Here is a 23,181-nt window from a genome sequence, read left to right as displayed (position 1 = left end):
CACCAATAGACGTGCACCACTAGCTAAATAATTACAACAAAATACAAAATAAGGAAAATAAAATGGCTAAGGGGCAATCTCTACAAGACCCATTCTTAAATGCACTACGCCGCGAGCGTATTCCTGTTTCTATCTATTTAGTAAACGGCATTAAATTACAAGGACAAATTGAGTCATTTGATCAGTTTGTTATTCTGTTGAAGAATACAGTCAACCAAATGGTTTATAAACACGCCATTTCAACGGTTGTTCCTGCTCGTCCAGTTAGTCATCATAGTGCGGACCGGCCTACAGCAGAACGTACAACAGAAAAATCAGACGATTAATTTTTTGTCGTCAATTTATCATAGATTAAGGAGTTGAGCGCTTGTTTGACCGTTATGAAGCCGGTGAGCGAGCCGTACTTGTTCATATCAACTTCACGCAACAGGGTGAGTGGGACGATCTTAGTGAGTGTGAGATGCTTGTCTCTTCTGCTGGTGTCTCGACGCTACAAGTGATTACGGGTAGCCGTCAGTCTCCTCACCCTAAATATTATGTCGGTGAGGGTAAAGCACAAGAAATTGCACAAGCCGTGCAATCGGTTGAGGCTGATGTGGTTATCTTTAATCACGCCCTTTCTCCAGCTCAAGAACGTAATCTCGAACAGCTTTGCCAATGTCGAGTGATTGATCGGACAGGGCTGATTTTAGACATCTTTGCCCAACGAGCACGGACTCATGAAGGCAAATTACAAGTCGAATTAGCTCAGTTACGTCACATTTCTACTCGTTTAATCCGAGGCTGGACTCACTTAGAGAGACAAAAAGGTGGGATAGGCTTACGGGGGCCAGGAGAGACGCAATTAGAAACTGACCGCCGTTTATTGCGTGAACGAATTAAAGCAATTTTACGCCGCTTAGAGAAAGTCTCTAAACAGCGTGAGCAAGGACGTAGAGCAAGAAACCGTGCTGAAATCCCAACGATTTCATTGGTGGGTTACACGAATGCTGGGAAATCGACCTTATTTAATCAAATTACCTCTGCTGGAGTCTATACGGCTGATCAGCTATTTGCGACCTTAGATCCGACATTAAGAAAAATTGAACTTGCCGATGTAGGGCCCGCGATTTTGGCTGATACAGTGGGTTTTATTCGCCACTTACCACATGATTTAGTCGCCGCATTTAAAGCAACGTTACAAGAAACTCAGCAAGCTGACATTTTGTTACATGTTGTTGATGCAAGTGATGAACGTTTTCGTGAGAATATCCAAGCGGTGGATGATGTCTTGCTGGAAATTGGTGCAAACGAAGTTCCTACTTTGTTGGTCATGAATAAGATTGATAATCTTGATGGTCACCAGCCTCGTATCGAGAGAAACGATGAAGGGGTACCCAAAGCAGTTTGGGTTTCGGCTATGGAAGGTATCGGGATCGATTTGCTTTTTTCAGCATTAACAGAACGTTTAGCGAGCCAAATCATTCAATACCGCTTATCGATCCCACCGCAGTATCAAGGTCGGATTCGTAGTTTATTTTTCCAAATGAATGCAATTCAGCAGGAAGAGTATGATCCAACAGGCAATTTGTTGATATCGATTCGAATGCAACAGGTTGACTGGTCTAGACTAGAAAAAAGAGAACAGGCAGCTTTACGTGACTTTATCGTTACTTAAAGGGCTGCTAGAGTATAACGTCATATCAAATGATGGAGCTTTCTAATGGCGTGGAATGAGCCCGGAAATAATAACGACAACAATGGCCGCGACAATGACCCTTGGGGTAATAATAATCGCGGTAATAAAGGTGGTCGTGAGCAAGGTCCGCCAGATTTAGACGAAGTGTTTAACAAACTGAGTCAAAAACTGGGCGGCAAGTTTGGCAAAAAAGGTGGCACAGGAAAAGGACCATCGTTTACTGGTGGTGGTGCAATTGGTTTAGGTATTATTGCTGTTATTGCTATCGCAATTTGGTTCTTTTCTGGTTTTTATACTATCGGTGAAGCTGAGCGTGGTGTGGTTTTACGCTTAGGTAAGTACGATAGAATGGTTGATCCTGGTCTAAACTGGCGCCCGCGTTTTATTGACGAAGTGACACCAGTTAACGTACAAGCGATTCGCTCATTGCGTGCTTCTGGTCTGATGCTGACCAAAGACGAAAATGTGGTTACTGTTGCTATGGATGTCCAGTATCGTATCGCTGACCCTTATAAATACCTTTATAAGGTAACTAATGCTGATGATAGTTTGCGCCAAGCAACTGATTCCGCATTACGTGCCGTCGTAGGTGATTCATTGATGGATAGTATTTTGACCAGTGGCCGTCAACAAATTCGTCAGAGTACACAAGAAACGTTAAACCAAATCATTGATGGCTATGATATGGGGCTATTTGTGGTTGGGGTTAACTTTCAGTCATCACGCCCACCGGAGCAGGTGAAAGATGCATTCGATGATGCAATTGCTGCTCGAGAAGATGAGGAGCGCTTCATTCGTGAGGCAGAAGCTTATAAAAACGAAATTCTACCTAAAGCCACAGGTCGTGCTGAGCGTCTGAAGAAAGAAGCACTTGGTTATAGCGAACGGATTACCAATGAAGCGTTAGGTCAGGTTGCTCAATTTGAGAAACTATTGCCGGAGTATCTGGCATCACCGAAAGTCACGCGTGATCGTTTGTATCTGGATACGATGGAAGAAGTATATACCAACAGTTCGAAAATTCTGATTGATTCGGAATCTAGTGGCAACTTACTGTATTTGCCGATTGATAAATTAGCCGGTCAAAATGAAGCAACGAGCAAACGTCAAAGTGGTTCATCTTCAGTTTATGATGAAATCGAGTTGGAATCTAAACGTGCAACAACATCAGGTAACACTGACACTTCTCAGCCTCGTTCAACCAGTTCACGTCAAGGGAGATACTAATCATGCGTAAATTAATGATCCCTGTGGTTGTCGTTTTACTGGCATTGTTATTGATGTCAATGTTCGTCATCCCAGAAGGTGAGCGTGGGATTGTGATTCGTTTTGGTCGCATCCTAAAAGATAACAATGATGTGTCAAAAATTTATGAGCCTGGCTTGCATTTTAAAATGCCCGTCTTTGATCGAGTGAGAACGTTAGATGCTCGAATTCAAACAATGAATAGTCGCTCAGATCGCTTTGTGACCTCTGAGAAAAAAGATGTCATTATCGACTCTTATGTCAAATGGCGTATTGAAGATTTTGGTCAGTACTATTTGGCGACAGGAGGTGGTAATGCATTAACGGCGGAAGCACTACTTGAACGCCGTGTAACAGACGTTTTACGTTCAGAGATCGGTTCAAGAGAAATTAAGCAAATTGTTTCTGGTCCTCGTAACAGTAACGTACTACCTGATAGTGCAGATGATGAAGCGGTGGCTACTGAAGCGGCGAAACAAGCGCTTGAAATTGATGGGCAACGTGATGAAATCATGGCTGAAGTATTAGAGGAAACTCGAGTCAATGCTAGCCGAGATCTTGGTGTCTATGTGGTAGACTTCAGAATGAAGAAAATCAACTTACCAGACGAGATCAGTGAATCCATCTATCGTCGGATGCGCGCAGAGCGTGAATCTGTGGCTCGTCGTCACCGTTCACAAGGGCGTGAGAAAGCTGAAATTATTCGAGCTCAGGCTGAGTTAGAAGTGGCAACGATTATTGCTGAGGCAGATAGAACGGCTCGTATTACTCGCGGTGAAGCTGATGCTACGGCCGCTAAAGTTTATGCGGATGCATATAATAAAGATCCGGAGTTTTTTAGCTTCCTACGTTCTTTGCAAGCTTATGAAAACTCATTTAGCCAAAAGAGCGATATTCTTGTCTTAGATCCGAAGAGTGACTTCTTCCGATACATGAATAGCGCAAAGGGTGCAATATCGAAGTAGATATTGACCGTCTATTTAGAAAGGCTCCATAGGAGCCTTTCTTTTTTTTGGAGACAATTATGTCGAATCTAATATGGGTAGCGATAGGAATATTACTGGTGGTGGAAGGCATTGGGCCACTCTTTGTACCGAATGGCTGGCGTCATATGCTTATTCAGCTTACCCAACAGTCAAATAACCAGTTGCGACGTATTGGTGGCTGCTTGGTGGTCACTGGAGTGGTTATTGTCTATGTCTTTATCCGCCAGTAACATCGCTACTTTTTTTCTTCATTCAGTAGTCAGTAGTGTGGCGGCGGCGGCTCATTGGCTGGGTCGGCAAGATTTGAGTTATCCATATTTTTCATTTTACCCACGACATATTTCATCTGATCTTGCATCTTGCTGATCACAAGTTGTTGTTGAGTTAAGGATTCGTTTAACTCCTCAATGGTTTGCTCTTGGAAAGCTAACTGACACTCTAAGTCATCAATGCGTTTTTCGAGTTGTGTTATCGTCTTTTCATTCATGGCTAATGATCAAATTTCCATGCTTGAGCGATACCTGCAGAGGTTGCGGAAATCACTCTTTGTTGAGAATTAAAGGCAACATCATACACTACAGCTCTAGGTGGCCGTGCATCTTTTTGGGCTTTTGCTTCAAAGCGAGCTTGCTGTTGGCCATTATCTGTCCGCCAAACGCTAATCAAACTTGAAGGGGTGCCAGTAATAAGATACTGCCCATCATCAGAAAATCGTGCGGTTGAAAAAAGTAGTTGGCGAGAAAAACTGTGTAATTTTGTCTGTTTTTGACCGGTCTGTAAATTCCAAATAACCGACTGATTTCCACTGTCTGAGGTGAATGCCAGTCGACCGTCGCGCTGAAGAGCAACCCGATTTACCCGTTGGCTATGCTCAAAGTGATAGATGATCTGTCCGGTTTGAGTATCCCATAGATAAGCCATACGGTCATTTCCTCCGCTCAATGCATAGCGCCCATTCGGAGAAAGAGCCACCGAGTTTACTTTTTCATAATGAGCAAGGAACTCAAGCCGCCTTCCAGAGACTAAGTCTACGTAAATGGCTTTACCATTGGATAGTCCAATGAGGACTTGTTCACCATTATTACTGATGTCGATGTCACGGATTACCCCGTCAGAGATAGACCATAGGCCTTTGGCTTGGGTCCATCCTAAGTGCCAGACGGCAAAGTTGATTTGGCTCGCAGTCACCGCATACTGACCATTATCAGAAATGCGAATATACGATACGGTACTTGCTTGCGGATCTTGCGCGCCTAGTTGAGCTAATTGTTGACGCTGTGCTAAATCCCAGAGAACCAGCTGATGCTCTTGAGAGTATACTAGGGCAAAACGCCCATCGCGACTCAATGCAAAACTGGTGGAACCATTGGGTTCTAATACCCAACGTTCCACATCGTTGTCAAAGAAAAAACAGCCAGTTAACAGCAACATGGTAAGCAGTTGCAGGATGAAATGAGAAATTATTCGCCTCAAAACTAATTATCCGTGAAGTAGTAAAGACAATTACAAAACATACCGTTATATTGGTACAACATGAGCTTGTGCACCAGATTAAAAAGCAGTTTTGTGCACACTCACAAAAGGTTTACCTACAAATTTGGAGAATTCAATGAAATCACTGTTTAAAGTATCGCTGCTTGCGGCTACGGTTATACTCGCTGTTGGGTGTCAAAAAGATGATCCTGCGACTGTTAAAGCCAGTGAGCAAGCTCAACCGGTAGTAGAAACCGTCACTTTCCATTCAGAGGATGATAAAGCAGCCTACGCAATTGGTGTTTCATTTGCTAACTACCTGACTGCCAGCATCGATAAACCTAGCGAAATTGGCGTTGAGCTTAATAAAGATATTGTCTTAAAAGGCATCGAACATGTTTTTGCGGGCAATGCTCAGATGACAGAAGAAGAAACTCGATCGGCATTAGAGTCGTTAGACAAACGCGTTGCTAGCCTTATGCAAGCGAAAGCGGCAGAAAAAGCCGAGACAAACAAAAAAGCTGGCGACGAGTTCCGTACAGAATTTGCTAAGCAAGACGGAGTGAAGCAAACACAATCTGGTCTTTTATATCAAGTAGTAACACCTGCAGAAGGTGAGTCTCCGAAAGATACCGATACCGTTCAAGTTCATTATAAAGGTACATTGATTGATGGGACTCAGTTTGATAGCTCTTATGATCGGGGTGAACCTGCAACATTCCCGCTTAATCGAGTGATTCCGGGATGGACAGAAGGCGTTCAACTGATGCAAGTTGGCGCTAAGTATAAATTCGTCATTCCACCAGAATTAGCTTATGGCGAGCAAGATACACCAACCATTCCTGCCAATTCGACGCTGGTTTTTGAAGTCGAGTTATTAAAAATAGGCAATGGTGAAGAAGCGAAGTAATCGGGTCGTATTATGCTGGTAGGGTCTGAAGTTCAGGCCCTTTTTTCTCCCTGGCCTTGTTATATCCCATCATCAATCATACTCCTGTGGGTTAAGATGCTAGGTTATTATCCTCAGAACGTGCTTTAAATCACTTGTTAATGAGCTAGCTCAGTCATAGACTAAAATTATCTGATAAACTTACAGAAATTAGTTGATGTTTCGTTTTAAGGTCAAAGTACAGTGACAAGCACAGAAAATATTAATACTGACATGCTACTTGAGTTCGAATCCGTTCATGTAAAACCTTTTACTGAGCACGATAAGGTGATTTTACGCTCTTATGAAGCGGTAGTAGATGGTATTGCCAGTTTAATCGGCCCATTTTGTGAAATTGTGCTGCATTCACTGGAAGACTTAAATACTTCAGCAATAAAAATTGCCAATGGAGAGAACACCGGTCGCCAAGTTGGTTCTCCCATTACTGATTTAGCACTCAAAATGCTGCGTGATATTGAAGGCTCTGAACGTAACTTTTCGCGTTCCTATTTTACTCGAGCGAAAGGTGGCGTACTAATGAAGTCGATTACCGTTGCGATCCGCAATGGTGACAACCGTGTCATTGGTTTATTGTGTATTAATGTTAATTTGGACGCTCCGTTTTCTCAAGTTCTTCAATCATTTATGCCCACTCAAGAAGCTCAAGAAGCGGCATCTTCTGTCAACTTTGCCAGTGATGTAGAGGAATTGGTGGATCAAACCGTTGAACGGACTATCGAAGAAATCAATACTGATAAATCAGTTTCGAATAATACCAAGAATCGTCAAATTGTTATGGCATTGTTTGATAAAGGAATTTTTGATATTAAAGATGCGATTAATCGGGTCGCGGATAGGCTAAATATCTCTAAGCACACCGTTTATCTTTACATCCGTCAACGCAAAACTGGGGATGAATAGGCCGTGGACAGCCCTGCATTAATCTTTACTTTATTAGTCAATGGCCCGTGTTATGGGACACAGTCAGCTCGTAATGCGTATCTCTTTGCTCTGAATGTGATTGAGCAAGGGCATCAGTTAAAACGGGTGTTTTTCTATCAAGACGGTGTATCTAATGGCTCAGCATTGACGGTGCCTGCCAATGATGAATTTGACTTAGTCAAAGGATGGCAAACCTTGGCGAATCAATATCATGTTAGTCTTGAAACTTGTGTTGCGGCTGCGTTGAGAAGGGGACTGTTAAGCGATAGTGAAGCCTCATTGCACCAGCGTAGTGCTGCAAACCTAGCTAAATCATTTCAGCAAACTGGGCTTGGTAGTTTAGCTGAAGCGTTACTAAGTGATGATAGAGTAATACAGTTTTGAAGAAAATTGCTTTTATATTTCACTCTTCACCGCATGCCATTAGTGCCGGTCGCGAAGGGTTAGATGCGTTGTTAGCGACTTCAGCTTATCACGATAATTTGGCCGTTTTTTTTGTCGCAGAAGGGGTGTTGCAATTAGTGAAAAATCAGCAACCGGAGCATGTTTTGAGCCGCGATTATCTTTCTGCATTTAAACTGCTTGATCTTTACGACATTGAACAGCGTTATGTTTGCCAGCAAAGCTTGGCTGAATGGGGCATGGATATTGAAGATTTACTGATTGATGCCCAGCCATTAACGCCAGTTGAGATAGCGAAACAGTGGCAAGACTTTGATCACGTTCTAACGTTTTAGAAGGGAATGAGATGCTGCATATTGTCAAAAAATTAGAGCAACTTACATGGCTTTCTCGTTACTTACAGTGTGGTGATGTATTACTGTTGGTTGAGCAAGCCGTTTATGCGAGTAAGATCTCTTCTCCCTATTATCGTTATCTTCCCTGTGATAGCACAGTTTATGCATTACAAGAGGATCTGGCAGCACGAGGGTGGTTAGAGGCTTGTGCTGAACCGATACATATCATTAATATCGCTGGATTTGTTGATATGACAATTAATTTTGAAAAATCAATAAGTTGGTAGTTATTTTGTTAGCCATTGTGCATTTAGACTGACACCCCCATTTCCCTTACAGAAAAAAGATCTGTATATTTCTTGACACACCTCTCACTGCTGCATAGAATTTTGCGTCCCTATTTGCGTAAAGCAATTAGGGCTAGATTTTTCACAAAGCTTACTTTAAGTAAATTCAGGAGCTAGCTAATGGCAACGATTAACCAGTTGGTACGCAAGCCACGTGTGAAGCAAGTTGCAAAAAACAACGTGCCTGCACTCGAAGCGTGCCCACAAAAACGTGGTGTATGTACTCGCGTATATACTACTACCCCTAAAAAACCTAACTCAGCACTACGTAAAGTATGTCGTGTACGTTTAACTAACGGTTTTGAAGTTACTTCATACATCGGTGGTGAAGGTCATAACCTACAAGAGCACAGTGTCGTTCTTATCCGTGGCGGTCGTGTAAAAGACCTTCCGGGTGTTCGTTACCACACTGTTCGTGGTGCGCTTGACTGTTCAGGCGTTAACGATCGTAAACAAGGTCGTTCTAAGTACGGTGTGAAGCGTCCTAAGTCTTAATGCCCTTCTTTTTTATAAGAGAAGCGTTAAGTAAGGCCAAACACTAAAATTAAATTTTAATTTTGAAGAAACTGAAAAGTTTTGGATAACCTGAAGAAGACAACGGAGAATATTCCATGCCACGTCGTCGCGTCATTGGTCAGCGTAAGATCCTTCCAGATCCAAAGTTCAAATCTGAATTGCTGGCAAAATTCGTTAACATCCTAATGGTTGACGGTAAAAAATCTACTGCAGAAAAAATTGTTTACACTGCACTAGACACTATGGCTGAGAAATCTGGTAAAGATCACTTAGCTGTATTTGAAGAAGCTCTTGAAAATGTTCGCCCAGCGGTCGAAGTTAAATCTCGCCGCGTGGGTGGTTCAACTTACCAAGTTCCTGTAGAAGTTCGTCCGGTTCGCCGTAACGCACTAGCTATGCGTTGGTTGGTTGAAGCTGCGCGTAAGCGTGGTGAAAAATCTATGGCTGCTCGCCTAGCTGCTGAAATGCTAGACGCATCAGAAAACAAAGGTACTGCTGTTAAGAAACGTGAAGACGTTCACCGTATGGCAGAAGCAAACAAAGCGTTTGCTCATTACCGCTGGTAATACCTTCTGTGCTGCGAGGTTCTCTCGCAGCACATTTCTATATTTCTAAGGTTAACCTTAGTAAGAGGATACAATCGTGGCTCGTAAAACTCCTATTGAGCGCTACCGTAATATCGGTATCTGTGCTCACGTAGATGCAGGAAAAACAACCACTACTGAGCGTATTCTGTTCTACACCGGCCTTTCTCACAAACTTGGTGAAGTTCATGATGGCGCTGCCACTATGGACTGGATGGAGCAAGAGCAAGAGCGTGGTATCACCATTACCTCAGCTGCCACCACGGCTTTCTGGCGTGGTATGGATGCCCAATTCCAAGATCATCGCATTAATATCATTGATACCCCAGGACACGTTGACTTTACCATTGAAGTAGAGCGTTCATTACGTGTGCTCGATGGTGCAGTGGTTGTTTTCTGTGGTTCGTCTGGTGTTGAGCCTCAATCTGAGACTGTTTGGCGTCAAGCGGATAAATACCATGTTCCACGCATTGTATTTGTTAACAAGATGGACCGTACAGGGGCAGATTTTCTACGCGTTGTAGACCAAATTAAACATCGTCTTGGTGCGACTCCTGTTCCTATCCAATTGAATATTGGTGCAGAAGAAGAGTTCAGAGGGGTCATCGACCTGATCAAGATGAAAGCCATTAACTGGAATGAAGCCGATCAAGGCATGACCTTCACCTATGAAGAAATTCCAGCAGAGATGCAAGAGCTTGCTGAAGAGTGGCACAACAACTTAGTTGAAGTGGCTGCTGAAGCGAGTGAAGAGTTAATGGATAAATACCTTGAAGAAGGTGCATTAACCGAAGCTGAAATAAAACAAGCACTTCGCCAACGGACACTGAACAACGAAATCGTACTCGCCACGTGCGGAAGTGCGTTTAAAAATAAAGGTGTGCAAGCGGTATTGGATGCAGTGGTTGAATATCTTCCATCACCGGTTGAAGTGCCTGCTATTAAAGGGATCGATGATCGTGAAAATGAGGTTGAACGTCATGCTGACGACAATGAACCATTTTCTGCTTTAGCCTTTAAAATTGCTACCGATCCTTTTGTTGGTTCATTGACGTTTATTCGCGTCTATTCTGGGGTTGTCAATTCCGGAGATGCTGTTTATAACTCAGTGAAACAGAAGAAAGAGCGTTTTGGCCGCATCGTTCAATTGCATGCTAATAAACGCGAAGAAATTAAAGAAGTTCGCGCTGGCGATATTGCTGCGGCAATCGGTTTGAAAGACGTTACAACCGGTGATACTTTGTGCGACCAAGATCATAAAGTGATTCTTGAACGTATGGAGTTCCCTGAGCCAGTCATTCAGATCGCCGTTGAGCCGCGCTCTAAAGCTGACCAAGAGAAAATGGGCATTGCACTGGGTAAACTCGCAGCGGAAGATCCATCTTTCCGAGTTGAAACCGATAATGAAACGGGGCAAACCCTAATCTCTGGTATGGGCGAGCTTCATCTAGATATCATCGTTGATCGCATGAAACGCGAATTTAGCGTTGATTGCAACGTGGGTAAACCTCAGGTTGCGTATCGTGAAACCATTCGTGGTAAAGCGGAAGTTGAAGGCAAGTTTGTTCGTCAGTCAGGTGGCCGTGGTCAATATGGTCATGTATGGTTGAAAGTTGAACCTGCCGAGCCGGGACAAGGCTTCGTCTTTGTTGACGAAATCGTGGGTGGTGCAATTCCTAAAGAATTCATCAATCCGGTCGCGAAAGGTATCGAGGAACAAATGAACAACGGGGTGTTAGCGGGTTATCCTATACTGGATATCAAAGCCACACTGTTCGATGGTTCGTTCCACGATGTCGATTCAAGTGAGATGGCGTTTAAGATCGCCGGCTCTATGGCATTCAAGAAAGGGGCATTAGCAGCAAGCCCTGTTATTCTTGAGCCGTTGATGAAGGTTGAAGTAACTACTCCCGAAGATTGGATGGGTGATGTCGTCGGTGATTTAAACCGTCGTCGTGGCATCATTGAAGGTATGGATGAAGGCCCTGCAGGCTTGAAAATCATCCGTTGCCGAGTGCCTCTCGCAGAGATGTTTGGTTACGCTACCGATCTACGTTCTGCAACCCAAGGACGTGCTTCTTACTCGATGGAGTTTGCAGAGTACGCTGAGGTTCCGAAAAATATTGCAGATGCAATCATTGCAGAACGTGGTTAGCTGTTATTTGATTAATAACGAATCTATTGCGCTGACGAGCGTTGGCGCATAAAATGGCAATTTCTGGCGCGCTTTGAGTGTGCGTTACTCAAAGTGAATCATAACTAGGAAGGAACACGATCGTGTCTAAAGCAAAATTTGAACGTACGAAACCGCACGTAAACGTTGGTACTATCGGCCACGTTGACCACGGTAAAACCACTCTAACCGCAGCTATCTGTACTGTACTTTCAAAAGTATATGGCGGTGAAGCGAAAGACTTTGCGTCAATCGACAATGCTCCAGAAGAGCGTGAGCGCGGTATTACCATTTCTACTTCACACGTAGAATACCAAACTCCAACTCGTCACTACGCACACGTAGACTGCCCAGGACACGCTGACTATGTTAAAAACATGATCACGGGTGCTGCGCAAATGGACGGTGGTATCCTAGTTGTTGCCGCGACAGATGGCCCAATGCCACAAACTCGTGAGCACATCTTGCTAGGTCGTCAGGTTGGTATTCCTTACATCATCGTATTCATGAACAAATGTGACATGGTTGATGATGAAGAGCTACTAGAACTCGTAGAGATGGAAGTACGTGAACTTCTTTCTGAGTACGATTTCCCAGGTGATGACTTACCAGTGATTCAAGGTTCAGCACTAGGTGCATTGAACGGCGAAGAGCAATGGGAAGCGAAGATTGTAGAACTAGCAGAAGCGCTAGATAACTACATTCCAGAGCCAGAGCGTGCAGTAGACCAAGCATTCCTAATGCCAATCGAAGACGTATTCTCAATCCAAGGTCGTGGTACAGTAGTAACAGGTCGTATCGAACGTGGTATTCTACGTGTTGGTGACGAAGTCCAAATCGTCGGTATCAAAGACACCATCACAACGACATGTACAGGTGTAGAGATGTTCCGCAAACTGCTTGACGAAGGTCGTGCAGGTGAGAACGTAGGTGCGCTACTACGTGGTACTAAGCGTGACGAAGTAGAACGTGGTCAAGTATTGGCGAAACCAGGTTCAATCACTCCGCACACTAAGTTTGAATCAGAAGTTTACGTTCTATCTAAAGATGAAGGTGGCCGTCATACTCCATTCTTCAAAGGTTACCGTCCACAGTTCTACTTCCGTACAACAGACGTAACCGGTAACATCGAGTTACCAGAAGGCGTAGAAATGGTAATGCCAGGCGACAACATCAAAATGGTTGTAGAGCTAATTGCTCCAATCGCGATGGACGAAGGTCTACGTTTTGCGATTCGTGAAGGTGGCCGTACTGTTGGTGCAGGTGTTGTAGCGAAGATCATCGCTTAATCACAGTTTCTGTGAAGAATGATTTGATTATACCGTAGTAAAAAGGAAGCATCTGCTTCCTTTTTTTATCAATCATATCTCTTATCTCTACTGAGTTAGGTCTTTCCTATCGTCGTTATTATTGTGCAGCGTTGCTGTCCTACCTAGATTTTTCTTGCTAAATATATTGTCATTCTGTACTATTCTCGCTCCTTAATTCTCGGTCACTTATCATTCGTTCCTTGCTTCCTTTGGATGACCGGGCCAAATTTGGAAGCTGAATAATCCGTANGCTTAATCACAGTTTCTGTGAAGAATGATTTGATTATACCGTAGTAAAAAGGAAGCATCTGCTTCCTTTTTTTATCAATCATATCTCTTATCTCTACTGAGTTAGGTCTTTCCTATCGTCGTTATTATTGTGCAGCGTTGCTGTCCTACCTAGATTTTTCTTGCTAAATATATTGTCATTCTGTACTATTCTCGCTCCTTAATTCTCGGTCACTTATCATTCGTTCCTTGCTTCCTTTGGATGACCGGGCCAAATTTGGAAGCTGAATAATCCGTAAGGAGCAATAAATGCGTCATTACGAAATCGTATTCATGGTGCACCCAGATCAAAGCGAGCAAGTTGCTGGCATGATCGAGCGTTACACTGGTTCTATCACTGAAGCTGGCGGTACAGTTCACCGTCTAGAAGACTGGGGGCGCCGTCAATTGGCTTACCCAATCAATAAACTGCATAAAGCACACTACGTTCTTATGAACGTTGAAGCTGATCAAGCAGTGATTGATGAACTAGAAACAGCGTTCCGTTTTAACGATGCTGTTCTACGTAACATGATCATGCGTACTAAAGCTGCTATCACTGAACCTTCTATCATGCTAAAAGCAAAAGAAGAGCGCTCTAAGCGTGAAGAAGTGAAATTTGAAGCAGACGCTGAGTAATTTTAATAGGCCGATTTAAAGCTTAACGCGCCCTTAGGGTTGTTTTGAGTTTTAGCTTAATTAGTTAGTAATATTTTATTAAGTGATTTAAGTACCATGAACAGAATGAATGTTTGTGGTTTAAGGTCGATGCGTTCACTCAACACTTAGTATTAGGCCACACCATCAAGGCAGAAATTGTATTCTGACTACTCAAAATGAAGATTTTGACGAAGGTGAAGCCGACAACATTATTCAAATTTAGATCAGGAGATAGCCCATGGCTCGTTTCTTCCGTCGTCGTAAATTCTGCCGTTTTACTGCAGAAGGCGTACAAGAGATTGATTACAAAGATGTAGCAACTCTTAAGAATTACATCACTGAAGCTGGTAAAATTGTCCCTAGCCGTATCACAGGTACAAGCGCTAAATATCAGCGTCAGCTTGCACGTGCAATCAAACGCGCTCGCTACCTAGCTCTATTGCCATATACTGACAAACATCAGTAATCGGCACCGTTTATTAAGAAAGAGGATTAAGCAATGCAAGTTATTCTACTTGATAAAATCGGTAACCTGGGCGGTCTTGGCGATACAGTTAACGTTAAATCTGGTTACGCTCGTAACTTCCTTATCCCTCAAGGTAAGGCAGTAATGGCAACTAAATCTAACGTTGAAATGTTTGAAGCTCGTCGTGCTGAACTTGAAGCAAAAGTTGCAGAGCAATTGACAGCAGCTCAAGCTCGCGCAGACCAAGTTAATGCATTAGAAGCGGTTGTTATTGTTTCTAAAGCAGGTGATGAAGGTAAACTATTTGGTTCTATTGGTACTCGTGACATCGCTGATGCAATTACTGCAGCTGGTGTTACTGTAGCGAAAAGCGAAGTTCGTCTACCTGAAGGTGCTCTACGCAACACTGGTGAATTCGAAATTAGCGTACAACTTCATTCAGAAGTGTTCGCTACTGTGAACCTAAAAGTAGTTGCAGAGTAATCTCAGTTTACTTATTAGTTAAAAAACACCAGCTTAGGCTGGTGTTTTTTTATGATCGATTTAAATCTCAAAAGAGAAAGACCAAGCTAACAGCAAGAACACTGTCTGATTTACTCAGCCCTTCAGGGACTTGGTTATGATACTGGCGAGATTGGCTAACCTTAAGTGCGATATCTTCAGTAATATTATTAATCACACTAATATCGGTGTCCAAACGTGTATTGCTTTCTCCCCCGACCAAGGTAGCGTCTACGGAAAGTTTAAAATTACGCAGTATCTGCCACTCAGTCTTAAGGTTACTACGAAAAATAGGTTCCCGGACTAGGTTGGGGAAAACTACCTCATTACTACCAATTTCATCCAAATTGGGCTCTTGATAGCGATAACCAGGCCCTGCTTCAATTTCAACAAGCAAGGTGTCCGTATTGGTTAATTGGTAACCCAGCCCCCCAGAAAAGGTATAGTCTTTGAAGTAGGCGCTATAACGAGAATCAGTGCCACGAAAGCTGCCATAGAGATACATTTTAGGGCCTAATTTATAGTCGCTTTGTAGCGTGTAGCTAGACTGACGTTTATTTTCTTTACCATTTTTATCTAATTTGTAGAAACGCCATTCGCCATTAGTTCGATGGCGACCACTAATATATTCCCCCTTAACTCGTCCGTTAAGAGATTGAGAGTCGGTATTTCCTGAGTGTGCCTGGTAACCAAATTCAATTTGACTGTGCCAAGGTGAAGGGGAGGCTATGTCTGAATTTGTTGGTGTTTTCCCATGCGCGTAAACATTATAACTTATCAGCAGACCAAGGCTTAGAAGCCAAAATTTACACACACAAATCCCCTTGTCAGACACTAAATTTTCGAATAATAAGCATCAGTGATAAAAATTAGGTCATGCCAAAGTTAATTCTACTTTCATTATTGACAAACTTTCCTAAGGTTAATTACAAATGCGTTATTCTCGTTATAATGGACGGTTATTGATGCATTACCGAGTGAACTTATGGCGGATCTCAGAACAGATAACCGAAACCGTAAAATTGCCGATGCCCAAGTTGATGCGATGAAAATTCCTCCCCATTCATTAGAAGCTGAACAATCGGTGATTGGCGGTTTATTAATGGATAATGATCGCTGGGATACCGTATCAGAGCGAGTTATTGCGCAAGATTTTTACAGTCGTCCCCACCGCTTAATTTTTGAAGCCGTGAAACATCTGCTGGAAGCTGGACAGCCGCTTGACTTAATCACGTTATCGGAGCATTTGGAGCTACGTGAACAATTAGAGGATGTGGGGGGCTTCGCTTACCTCGCCGATCTTGTTAAAAATACGCCTAGTGCGGCCAATATTAACGCCTATGCTGAAATTGTCGCCGAACGAGCTTTAGTACGTAACTTGATTGGTGTTGCCAATGAGATTGCTGATGCAGGGTATGATCCTCAGGGGCGTAGTTCAGAAGATTTGCTCGACCTCGCTGAAAGTAAAGTTTTTGCTATTGCAGAGTCACGCACCAATGATGGTGAAGGGCCGCAAAATGTAGATACTATTTTAGAGAAAACATTAGAACGGATAGAGCTGCTGTATAAAACGCCACAAGATGGGGTGACAGGGGTCAACACGGGATTTACGGATCTAAATAAGAAAACCGCTGGTTTACAAGGCTCTGATTTAATTATTGTTGCTGCTCGTCCTTCGATGGGTAAAACGACCTTTGCCATGAACTTGTGTGAAAACGCCGCCATGCAACAAGATAAACCAGTATTAATTTTCTCGCTAGAGATGCCAGCAGAGCAGATCATGATGCGTATGCTAGCCTCTTTGTCGCGAGTGGATCAAACTAAGATTCGTACTGGGCAGCTTGATGATGAAGATTGGGCGCGTATTTCTTCAACCATGGGCATGCTTATGGAAAAGAAAAATATGTTTATCGACGACAGTTCGGCGTTGACTCCGACCGAAGTGCGTTCACGAGCTCGTCGTATCGCTCGTGAGCATGGTGGCTTATCACTTATTATGGTTGACTATTTGCAACTGATGCGAGTGCCTGCCTTGAGTGATAATCGTACTTTGGAAATTGCTGAAATCTCTCGATCGTTAAAAGCACTGGCGAAAGAATTAAATGTTCCTGTTGTCGCTCTGTCTCAGTTAAACCGCTCTTTGGAGCAGCGTGCGGATAAACGTCCGGTTAACTCTGACTTACGTGAATCAGGTTCGATTGAACAAGATGCTGACTTAATCATGTTTATTTATCGCGATGAGGTTTATCACCCGGACAGCCCATTAAAAGGTATTGCTGAAATTATTATTGGTAAGCAGCGTAATGGTCCAATTGGTTCTGTTCGTTTGACCTTCCAGGGGCAATATTCTCGTTTTGATAATTATGCAGGCCCTGCATTTGATGATGAATAGATAACAGTATGAATTATATGAAAGCAGCAAAAGCATGCATCGACTTAGATGCCTTGCAACACAATTTACAGAAAATCAAACAGCAAGCGCCAAGCAGTAAATTGATGGCCGTTGTCAAAGCTAATGGGTATGGACATGGCCTGCATCAGGTTGCCAAACACGCGCAAAGTGTCGATGCCTTTGGCGTTGCCCGGATTGAAGAAGCGCTCCAACTTCGCGCTAGTGGTGTGGTTAAACCGATTTTATTGCTAGAAGGATTTTATTCCTCAGGTGACTTGCCTGTATTGGTTACCAATAATATTCAAACCGTGCTGCATTGTGAAGAGCAATTGCAAGCGCTAGAGGGTGCGCAACTCGATACACCGGTGGTCGTGTGGCTAAAAATTGATACAGGTATGCATCGTTTAGGCGTACGTCCAGAGCAGTATCATCTGTTTGTTGAACGCTTACATCGTTGTTCAAACGTCGCTAAACCTTTGCGTTATATGAGCCACTTTGGGTGTGCTGATGAACTTGATAAATCAACGACATCAGAACAAATAGAGTGTTTTTTATCACTGACTCAGGGCTGTCAAGGTGAACGTTCATTAGCGGCCTCTGCAGGATTGTTGGCTTGGCCTCAAAGTCAATTAGAATGGGTTCGGCCAGGCATTATTATGTATGGTGTTTCCCCTTTTCTTGATAAAAATGCCCAGGAAATGGGTTATCAACCTGTGATGACACTCAAGTCACACCTGATCGCAATACGCGAAGTGAAAGCGGGGGAATGCGTTGGTTATGGCGGCCTATGGCATAGTCATCGTGACACAAAGATAGGGGTGATTGCGATTGGTTATGGTGATGGCTATCCACGGACGGCACCTAATGGTACTCCCGTTATTGTGAATGGGAGAATGGTGCCTATCGCTGGGCGAGTATCAATGGATATGTTGACCGTTGACTTAGGGCCAGAAGCATCCGATAACGTTGGTGATGAAGCGGTGCTATGGGGGAAAGAGCTTCCGGTCGAAAAGGTAGCGAGCCACATCGGGACAGTGGGATATGAACTGGTGACTAAGCTAACTTCGCGCGTGGAAATGTGTTATCTACAGGCAGGCCAATAGGCCTGTTTTTGTTTCCGGTTCGATAGCGCTACAATGCAAGGTGCACGTTAAGTGTTCATGACGAATGGGCAGCGTAATGCTATGATTTTTATCGTCTTGAACTCTATTTTTGTGGCGACTTTCTCTGACTTAACGCAAGGTCGATAAGCAAAAGCTCAGCCATAATTGGGTTTATTATGATTAGAGGGCTGATTCTCTGCTTTAAACAGAGAAGGTTCTTATTTTATTTTTGCTTTAACGGGGATTCCATATTTAATCATAGGATTAAGTATCGAGGAATAAAGCTTACTGTAACATCGGGATAGATACCATGTTGAAAAACATTAATCCAACGCAAACACATGCTTGGAAAGCACTGACTGCGCATTATGAATCTGCGCAAGATATGAACCTAAAGACACTATTTGCAGAAGATAGCCAACGTTTTAGTCAATACTCAACACGATTTGGCGAGGATATTCTGGTTGATTATTCTAAAAACTTAGTTAATCAAGACACCATGAAGATCCTTTTTTCTTTAGCTAAAGAAACTGGCGTAGGTGAGGCGATTGAAGCGATGTTTAGTGGCGCTGCCATTAACCAAACTGAAGGTCGTGCTGTCTTGCATACAGCGCTGCGTAACCGTAGTAATACACCAGTAATGGTCAATGGCGAAGATGTTATGCCAGCCGTGAATGCGGTATTGGAGAAAATGCGCGCTTTTTCTGAGCGAGTGATCGGCGGCGAGTGGAAAGGCTTTACCGGTAAAGCGATTACTGATGTGGTCAATATCGGTATTGGTGGTTCCGATCTTGGCCCTTATATGGTGACCGAAGCGTTAGCGCCTTATAAAAACCACCTAACTATGCATTTCGTTTCTAATGTTGACGGTACTCATATTGCGGAAACACTGAAAAAAGTGGATCCTGAAACGACGCTTTTCTTAGTGGCATCGAAAACGTTCACCACGCAAGAAACCATGACTAATGCCCATTCTGCACGGGATTGGTTCTTAAATGTTGCGGGTGATGAGTCCCATGTGGCGAAACACTTTGCCGCGTTATCAACCAACGGTAAAGCGGTTGCTGAGTTTGGCATTGATACTGAGAATATGTTTGAGTTCTGGGATTGGGTTGGAGGGCGTTATTCTCTCTGGTCTGCTATTGGTCTATCGATCATTCTATCGATTGGTTACGATAACTTTGTTGAACTTTTATCTGGTGCTCATGAAATGGATAAACATTTTGTGGAAACACCATTTGAAAATAATATTCCTGTGATTTTGGCACTGATTGGAATTTGGTATAACAATTTCCATGGCGCAGAATCGGAAGCCATTTTACCTTATGACCAATATATGCATCGATTTGCTGCTTATTTCCAACAAGGCAATATGGAATCAAACGGTAAGTACGTTGATCGAGATGGTAATCCAGTGACTTATCAAACTGGCCCTATCATTTGGGGAGAGCCTGGCACTAATGGTCAACATGCATTTTATCAATTGATCCACCAAGGTACGAAGCTGATCCCTTGCGACTTTATCGCGCCTGCGATTAGCCATAATGCAGTGAGTGACCATCATCAAAAATTGATGTCAAACTTCTTTGCGCAAACAGAAGCGTTGGCCTTTGGTAAATCAGCGGATGCGGTGAAAGCTGAGTTTGTTAAAGCTGGAAAATCAGAAGCAGAAGTGGCATCTTTAGTTCCATTTAAAGTGTTTGAAGGTAACCGACCTACGAACTCTATTTTGGTTAAGCAAATCACACCTCGAACGCTAGGAAATTTGATAGCGATTTACGAGCATAAGATTTTTGTACAGGGCGTGATCTGGAATATCTTCTCATTCGACCAATGGGGCGTAGAACTGGGCAAGCAACTTGCTAACCAAATTCTTCCTGAACTAGACAATGAGCAAAGTGTGACTTCTCACGATAGTTCGACCAATGGACTAATCAATGCGTTTAAAGCCTTCCGTGCTTAATGTGGATTGATTAAGATAATCAAAAGGCTGATGTTATGCATCAGCCTTTTTGTCTTTAGTGTTAATCAGAGATTATTCAAAGCAAATTTCAATAAACGCGTTTCCCCACTGAGATGAGAAAGGCATAATAATGATCGAGCCTTCACATTTATGGCGAATCGTATGCCCTCGACCAGAAACAACAACGGGGGTTGCCATATCAAAATCAAAGCCACTTTCCGCTAAAATTCGTTTTGCTCCACCGGTTACCATGTTGGTGATTTCCCCGACCATGTCCGTCACTTCTTCATTCAAGCCATTTGGACGTTCACCTAACATATTTTGCATAATTTCCAGAGCGAGTGCTTCATCAAAAGTAATCGACATTGAACCACGAGTTTGTGGACCAATCATACCGATTAAACCTGAAATATCACCGCGAGCAATTTCGTCTTTTTTAAGACGAGGCTTCTGGGGCTTCAATTCTAATGAAGCCATTGTTTTTAGCACGTTCAGCAAAGACGCTAAAAACGGATTGACAAATTCAGCGCGCATAACTCTCTTCTATTCGTTTTATTCTCTAGTTCTGAGAACACGATTGACAGATCCCATGTGACTCTATGACATGGTTGGTAATCGTAAAGCCGTGTTTCTCAGCATTATTTGCCAACATGGCGATCAGATTATCATTTTGCAGCTCAACAACATTACCACATTGGTCACAAATGAGTAATTGAGAAAAGTGTTTATGAGCATTACAAGAGCAACAAGAAATAAAACTATTCGTTGACTCCACTCGATGGATAAACCCTTGCTCAAGTAAAAAATCTAGCGCTCTATAGACGGTAGGTGGTTTTGCTTGAGGCTCACTTTTTTTTAAATCTTCCAGCAATTCGTAGGCGCTGGAAGCTTTTTTACTAGCACAAATCAAATCGAACACTCGTTTACGCTGAGCAGTGAGTCGGACACCTCTCTCTGCACATATAGCTTCGACCTGTTTGCTAAGCTTATTATCCAAATCCATCACCATAACAATTGGTGCCTAGTAATCATATACCATTTCAAAGCAAATATCGTTTTGAGCGTCAAAAAAATCATTGATCATTGGCATCGTTTTAACCTATTTCTTACCTATAAGGCATAAATTACCTTATCTGATAGAAAAACGATACACTCAAAGCGGTTTAGTGGGTGGGATGTTATTCATTTTTGATGTTTATCAAGACCCGTTGATAACCTATGGGAGTACTTTTGGGTTATTTCTTTAGTTTAACAATTTGATTTGACTGTATATCTGGCTACCTTGGAACTTTATTGATACGGGTTTAATATCGCGGAACGATTTTTTCTACCTTAAACCTTAATTTGCTACGAATGGTTATTAGTCATTTTATTTAAGTACAATCTCAAGATGGGTAAATTGACGGCATTGATGCGATTGTTAGTAATCGCTATAATCCGCCCGGCTAACGATTTGTTGAGCAACAATTGATGTCGCTCAATCCACTTCCAACCAGTCCTTCATAGCTCAAATTAGCTAATAATCGGATGGGCTCTATGGCAATCCCCTTAAGTGGTTTTGCTTTAAGTTAAGGATTTTTTATAACATGTATCCATCTTGCCGCTTTTCTGTTGCACCCATGCTCGATTGGAGACCTTTTCTTTAAATGTCATTAAAAAACAATAAGTTGAATGATTTTTAAAAGGCGGGGGACATTTGGGGACATCTTTCACGATTTCATAAGCATCAACATCCTCTTAGTTTGAGTTTAATCTTTTTACTTTGTAAGTACCACTTATTGCAACTGTTCAGCTTATCATGCTGGTACTACATTAGCTGTTTTATCTTATCTATACGTTCTGCCTGTAAAGTAGACAGGTCTCTAGCCTTCAGCTCATCGTAAGACTTTAGCAATCGATTTTTTTGGCGTTTCAATTGTCTCTCATTAAGTTCTTCCTTCGCTATCAGCCATTTATCAAACTGCACTTGCATCTTTTTGATAAGTTTCTCAATTTCAAGGGATTCGGTAGCTTTCTGATGTTGGTATTGCCAAGTTGATAGCCGACGTCCTTTTTCTTTTTCAATTGGTTCATAGCTTCGATAATCAATACCAACATGTTTAAGGACTGACTGATTAAAAGCTTGTTTTATCACCTTAGTGGCTCTCTTTTGCTGTAGTTGCTTTAGAACTCGCTTACCAATTACTTTACCGATTATTAGATGAACATGGTCACCACTTCCCTTGGTGCCGTCTTGGTTTTGTTGGTGAAGCACTGCACGAATTTGTTGTCTATATTGAGCGAACTCGGATTTGTTCAGCTTGCAGAGCTTCGCTAGTGTCAACGATCACCGAAAACTGATCCACTTTTAGCTTAAAAACGATCAATCAAAATTGATCCACCCTTTTACTCAGGTATTGCTCCTGAGCGTCGTTTATCTTTCAATCGATAACTATCACCACTTAACTGCAAAACATGCGAGTGGTGAAGCAGTCGATCTAACATCGCTGCCGTTAATGTCGCATCATCGGCAAATGCGCTAGGCCATTGGCCAAACGATAAATTGCTGGTCAAAATAATACTGCCATACTCATAGCGCTTAGCGATCACATTAAAAAATAGGTTGGCTTCTTCTCGCCCAAACGGCAGGTAACCGATTTCATCAATGATCAATAACCTTGGAGCCATCACAGAGCGAGAGAGGTATTGCTTCAGCTTGTTTTGTCGCTTAGCGGTCGATAATTGCAGCATCAAATCAGCGGCGGTGATAAAGCGCGTTTTCTTTTTAGCTTGTACGGCTTTGAGTCCCAACCCGATCGCTACATGCGTTTTACCGACACCGCTTGGTCCAAGTAGCACCACGTTTTCATTACGCTCAATGAAGGTCAGCGCACTTAATTCTTGTATCTGCTGTTTCGGAACGCCGGTGGC

27 protein-coding genes are annotated in these 23,181 nt (G+C 42.8%); 20 read left to right on the top strand and 7 right to left on the bottom strand.

All coding sequences use genetic code 11. The annotated features are described in order from the left end of the window. Positions 1-62 precede the first annotated feature (62 nt). Genes hfq through CAG57_RS13490 form a run of 5 tightly spaced genes read left to right on the top strand, consistent with a single transcriptional unit; the run spans position 63 to position 4,139 of the window. Positions 63-326, top strand: coding sequence for an RNA chaperone Hfq (hfq, locus tag CAG57_RS13510; protein WP_161426877.1), 264 nt, complete (start codon positions 63-65; stop codon positions 324-326). Between the two features lie 41 nt (positions 327-367). Then, positions 368-1,657: a ribosome rescue GTPase HflX gene (hflX, locus tag CAG57_RS13505; protein ID WP_161426876.1), complete on the top strand. Its 1,290-nt coding sequence runs from the start codon at positions 368-370 to the stop codon at positions 1,655-1,657. 45 nt (positions 1,658-1,702) lie between these two features. Then, positions 1,703-2,905: an FtsH protease activity modulator HflK gene (gene hflK / locus CAG57_RS13500; RefSeq protein ID WP_099610148.1), complete on the top strand. Its 1,203-nt coding sequence runs from the start codon at positions 1,703-1,705 to the stop codon at positions 2,903-2,905. Positions 2,906-2,907: 2 nt separating this feature from the next. Then, on the top strand, positions 2,908-3,888 hold the full coding sequence (gene hflC, locus CAG57_RS13495) for a protease modulator HflC (RefSeq protein WP_161426875.1): 981 nt from the start codon (positions 2,908-2,910) through the stop codon (positions 3,886-3,888). A 59-nt stretch (positions 3,889-3,947) separates the two neighbouring features. Beyond that, positions 3,948-4,139 carry a DUF2065 domain-containing protein gene (locus CAG57_RS13490; protein WP_099610150.1) on the top strand — a complete coding sequence of 64 codons (192 nt, stop codon included), beginning with the start codon at positions 3,948-3,950 and terminating at the stop codon, positions 4,137-4,139. Positions 4,140-4,168: 29 nt separating this feature from the next. Here CAG57_RS13490 and CAG57_RS13485 read toward each other — a convergent pair whose 3' ends face one another. Together CAG57_RS13485 and CAG57_RS13480 are read right to left on the bottom strand one after the other, a co-directional pair. Further along, positions 4,169-4,396 carry a SlyX family protein gene (locus CAG57_RS13485; RefSeq protein WP_099610151.1) on the bottom strand — a complete coding sequence of 76 codons (228 nt, stop codon included), beginning with the start codon at positions 4,394-4,396 and terminating at the stop codon, positions 4,169-4,171. Between the two features lie 2 nt (positions 4,397-4,398). Beyond that, positions 4,399-5,382, bottom strand: coding sequence for a WD40 repeat domain-containing protein (locus CAG57_RS13480; RefSeq protein WP_202597776.1), 984 nt, complete (start codon positions 5,380-5,382; stop codon positions 4,399-4,401). 136 nt (positions 5,383-5,518) lie between these two features. Between CAG57_RS13480 and fkpA the strand changes: the two genes are divergently transcribed. From fkpA to rplI, 12 genes are all read left to right on the top strand, one after another. Continuing rightward, positions 5,519-6,292, top strand: coding sequence for an FKBP-type peptidyl-prolyl cis-trans isomerase (fkpA, locus tag CAG57_RS13475; RefSeq protein ID WP_161426874.1), 774 nt, complete (start codon positions 5,519-5,521; stop codon positions 6,290-6,292). Between the two features lie 222 nt (positions 6,293-6,514). Beyond that, positions 6,515-7,231: a helix-turn-helix transcriptional regulator gene (locus CAG57_RS13470; RefSeq protein WP_099610154.1), complete on the top strand. Its 717-nt coding sequence runs from the start codon at positions 6,515-6,517 to the stop codon at positions 7,229-7,231. 3 nt (positions 7,232-7,234) lie between these two features. Beyond that, positions 7,235-7,636 carry a sulfurtransferase complex subunit TusD gene (tusD, locus tag CAG57_RS13465; RefSeq protein ID WP_161427535.1) on the top strand — a complete coding sequence of 134 codons (402 nt, stop codon included), beginning with the start codon at positions 7,235-7,237 and terminating at the stop codon, positions 7,634-7,636. Continuing rightward, positions 7,633-7,989, top strand: coding sequence for a sulfurtransferase complex subunit TusC (tusC, locus tag CAG57_RS13460; RefSeq protein WP_099610156.1), 357 nt, complete (start codon positions 7,633-7,635; stop codon positions 7,987-7,989). Before tusD ends, tusC begins: the two co-directional genes overlap by 4 nt. An 11-nt stretch (positions 7,990-8,000) precedes the next feature. Next, positions 8,001-8,276 carry a sulfurtransferase complex subunit TusB gene (tusB, locus tag CAG57_RS13455; protein ID WP_161427536.1) on the top strand — a complete coding sequence of 92 codons (276 nt, stop codon included), beginning with the start codon at positions 8,001-8,003 and terminating at the stop codon, positions 8,274-8,276. 180 nt (positions 8,277-8,456) lie between these two features. After that, positions 8,457-8,831, top strand: coding sequence for a 30S ribosomal protein S12 (gene rpsL / locus CAG57_RS13450; RefSeq protein WP_078927413.1), 375 nt, complete (start codon positions 8,457-8,459; stop codon positions 8,829-8,831). A 116-nt stretch (positions 8,832-8,947) separates the two neighbouring features. Further along, positions 8,948-9,418, top strand: coding sequence for a 30S ribosomal protein S7 (gene rpsG, locus CAG57_RS13445; RefSeq protein ID WP_042490263.1), 471 nt, complete (start codon positions 8,948-8,950; stop codon positions 9,416-9,418). A gap of 76 nt (positions 9,419-9,494) precedes the next feature. Further along, complete coding sequence (fusA, locus tag CAG57_RS13440; RefSeq protein ID WP_161427537.1) at positions 9,495-11,591, top strand: elongation factor G; 2,097 nt, start codon at positions 9,495-9,497, stop codon at positions 11,589-11,591. Positions 11,592-11,713: 122 nt separating this feature from the next. Further along, positions 11,714-12,898, top strand: a complete 1,185-nt coding sequence (tuf, locus tag CAG57_RS13435; RefSeq protein ID WP_161427538.1) for an elongation factor Tu — start codon at positions 11,714-11,716, stop codon at positions 12,896-12,898. Positions 12,899-13,456: 558 nt separating this feature from the next. Then, complete coding sequence (gene rpsF, locus CAG57_RS13430; protein WP_099610040.1) at positions 13,457-13,825, top strand: 30S ribosomal protein S6; 369 nt, start codon at positions 13,457-13,459, stop codon at positions 13,823-13,825. A gap of 259 nt (positions 13,826-14,084) precedes the next feature. Next, positions 14,085-14,312, top strand: coding sequence for a 30S ribosomal protein S18 (rpsR, locus tag CAG57_RS13425; protein ID WP_000090471.1), 228 nt, complete (start codon positions 14,085-14,087; stop codon positions 14,310-14,312). 33 nt (positions 14,313-14,345) lie between these two features. Continuing rightward, positions 14,346-14,795: a 50S ribosomal protein L9 gene (gene rplI, locus CAG57_RS13420; protein ID WP_161428371.1), complete on the top strand. Its 450-nt coding sequence runs from the start codon at positions 14,346-14,348 to the stop codon at positions 14,793-14,795. A 67-nt stretch (positions 14,796-14,862) separates the two neighbouring features. Here the strand turns inward: rplI and CAG57_RS13415 are convergent, their stop codons facing one another. Further along, positions 14,863-15,627 carry a DUF481 domain-containing protein gene (locus CAG57_RS13415; protein WP_161428372.1) on the bottom strand — a complete coding sequence of 255 codons (765 nt, stop codon included), beginning with the start codon at positions 15,625-15,627 and terminating at the stop codon, positions 14,863-14,865. A gap of 171 nt (positions 15,628-15,798) precedes the next feature. On the opposite strand from CAG57_RS13415, the gene CAG57_RS13410 reads away from it, so the two are divergent. From CAG57_RS13410 to pgi, 3 genes are all read left to right on the top strand, one after another. Further along, positions 15,799-17,205 (top strand): replicative DNA helicase, encoded by a 1,407-nt coding sequence (locus tag CAG57_RS13410; RefSeq protein ID WP_161428373.1) that lies wholly within the window; start codon positions 15,799-15,801, stop codon positions 17,203-17,205. A gap of 17 nt (positions 17,206-17,222) precedes the next feature. Then, positions 17,223-18,308, top strand: a complete 1,086-nt coding sequence (gene alr, locus CAG57_RS13405) for an alanine racemase (protein ID WP_161428374.1) — start codon at positions 17,223-17,225, stop codon at positions 18,306-18,308. Between the two features lie 310 nt (positions 18,309-18,618). Beyond that, the gene (gene pgi / locus CAG57_RS13400) at positions 18,619-20,271 is read left to right on the top strand and encodes a glucose-6-phosphate isomerase (protein ID WP_161427333.1); all 1,653 of its coding nucleotides are present in this window, start codon (positions 18,619-18,621) and stop codon (positions 20,269-20,271) included. Positions 20,272-20,343: 72 nt separating this feature from the next. On the opposite strand, the gene CAG57_RS13395 is transcribed toward pgi, so the two are convergent. The 4 genes from CAG57_RS13395 to istB all read right to left on the bottom strand — a co-directional run. Further along, the gene (locus tag CAG57_RS13395; RefSeq protein WP_078927536.1) at positions 20,344-20,805 is read right to left on the bottom strand and encodes a chemotaxis protein CheX; all 462 of its coding nucleotides are present in this window, start codon (positions 20,803-20,805) and stop codon (positions 20,344-20,346) included. 25 nt (positions 20,806-20,830) lie between these two features. Further along, complete coding sequence (gene zur, locus CAG57_RS13390; protein WP_170887948.1) at positions 20,831-21,280, bottom strand: zinc uptake transcriptional repressor Zur; 450 nt, start codon at positions 21,278-21,280, stop codon at positions 20,831-20,833. Positions 21,281-22,078: 798 nt separating this feature from the next. Further along, a complete protein-coding gene (locus CAG57_RS13385; RefSeq protein WP_337247049.1) occupies positions 22,079-22,594 on the bottom strand; it encodes a hypothetical protein in 516 nt (171 codons plus the stop codon). 62 nt (positions 22,595-22,656) lie between these two features. After that, positions 22,657-23,181: IS21-like element helper ATPase IstB (gene istB / locus CAG57_RS13380; RefSeq protein WP_161427461.1), on the bottom strand; the 525-nt coding region annotated here is incomplete at its 5' end.

The organism is Vibrio sp. V30_P3S12P165 (assembly GCF_009904905.1).
Classification (GTDB): Bacteria; Pseudomonadota; Gammaproteobacteria; order Enterobacterales; family Vibrionaceae; genus Vibrio; species Vibrio fujianensis.
The sequence above is the reverse complement of the archived record's forward strand: the minus strand, read 5'-3'. Positions and strand labels throughout refer to the sequence as shown.

Coding starts and splice junctions, on each gene's coding strand:
- hfq (WP_161426877.1), top strand. CDS start 63: ATGGCTAAGGGGCAATCTCTACAAGACCCATTCTTAAATGCACTACGC.
- hflK (WP_099610148.1), top strand. CDS start 1,703: ATGGCGTGGAATGAGCCCGGAAATAATAACGACAACAATGGCCGCGAC.
- hflC (WP_161426875.1), top strand. CDS start 2,908: ATGCGTAAATTAATGATCCCTGTGGTTGTCGTTTTACTGGCATTGTTA.
- CAG57_RS13490 (WP_099610150.1), top strand. CDS start 3,948: ATGTCGAATCTAATATGGGTAGCGATAGGAATATTACTGGTGGTGGAA.
- CAG57_RS13485 (WP_099610151.1), bottom strand. CDS start 4,396: ATGAATGAAAAGACGATAACACAACTCGAAAAACGCATTGATGACTTA.
- fkpA (WP_161426874.1), top strand. CDS start 5,519: ATGAAATCACTGTTTAAAGTATCGCTGCTTGCGGCTACGGTTATACTC.
- tusB (WP_161427536.1), top strand. CDS start 8,001: ATGCTGCATATTGTCAAAAAATTAGAGCAACTTACATGGCTTTCTCGT.
- rpsL (WP_078927413.1), top strand. CDS start 8,457: ATGGCAACGATTAACCAGTTGGTACGCAAGCCACGTGTGAAGCAAGTT.
- rpsG (WP_042490263.1), top strand. CDS start 8,948: ATGCCACGTCGTCGCGTCATTGGTCAGCGTAAGATCCTTCCAGATCCA.
- rpsF (WP_099610040.1), top strand. CDS start 13,457: ATGCGTCATTACGAAATCGTATTCATGGTGCACCCAGATCAAAGCGAG.
- rpsR (WP_000090471.1), top strand. CDS start 14,085: ATGGCTCGTTTCTTCCGTCGTCGTAAATTCTGCCGTTTTACTGCAGAA.
- rplI (WP_161428371.1), top strand. CDS start 14,346: ATGCAAGTTATTCTACTTGATAAAATCGGTAACCTGGGCGGTCTTGGC.
- CAG57_RS13410 (WP_161428373.1), top strand. CDS start 15,799: ATGGCGGATCTCAGAACAGATAACCGAAACCGTAAAATTGCCGATGCC.
- alr (WP_161428374.1), top strand. CDS start 17,223: ATGAAAGCAGCAAAAGCATGCATCGACTTAGATGCCTTGCAACACAAT.
- pgi (WP_161427333.1), top strand. CDS start 18,619: ATGTTGAAAAACATTAATCCAACGCAAACACATGCTTGGAAAGCACTG.
- CAG57_RS13395 (WP_078927536.1), bottom strand. CDS start 20,805: ATGCGCGCTGAATTTGTCAATCCGTTTTTAGCGTCTTTGCTGAACGTG.
- zur (WP_170887948.1), bottom strand. CDS start 21,280: ATGGTGATGGATTTGGATAATAAGCTTAGCAAACAGGTCGAAGCTATA.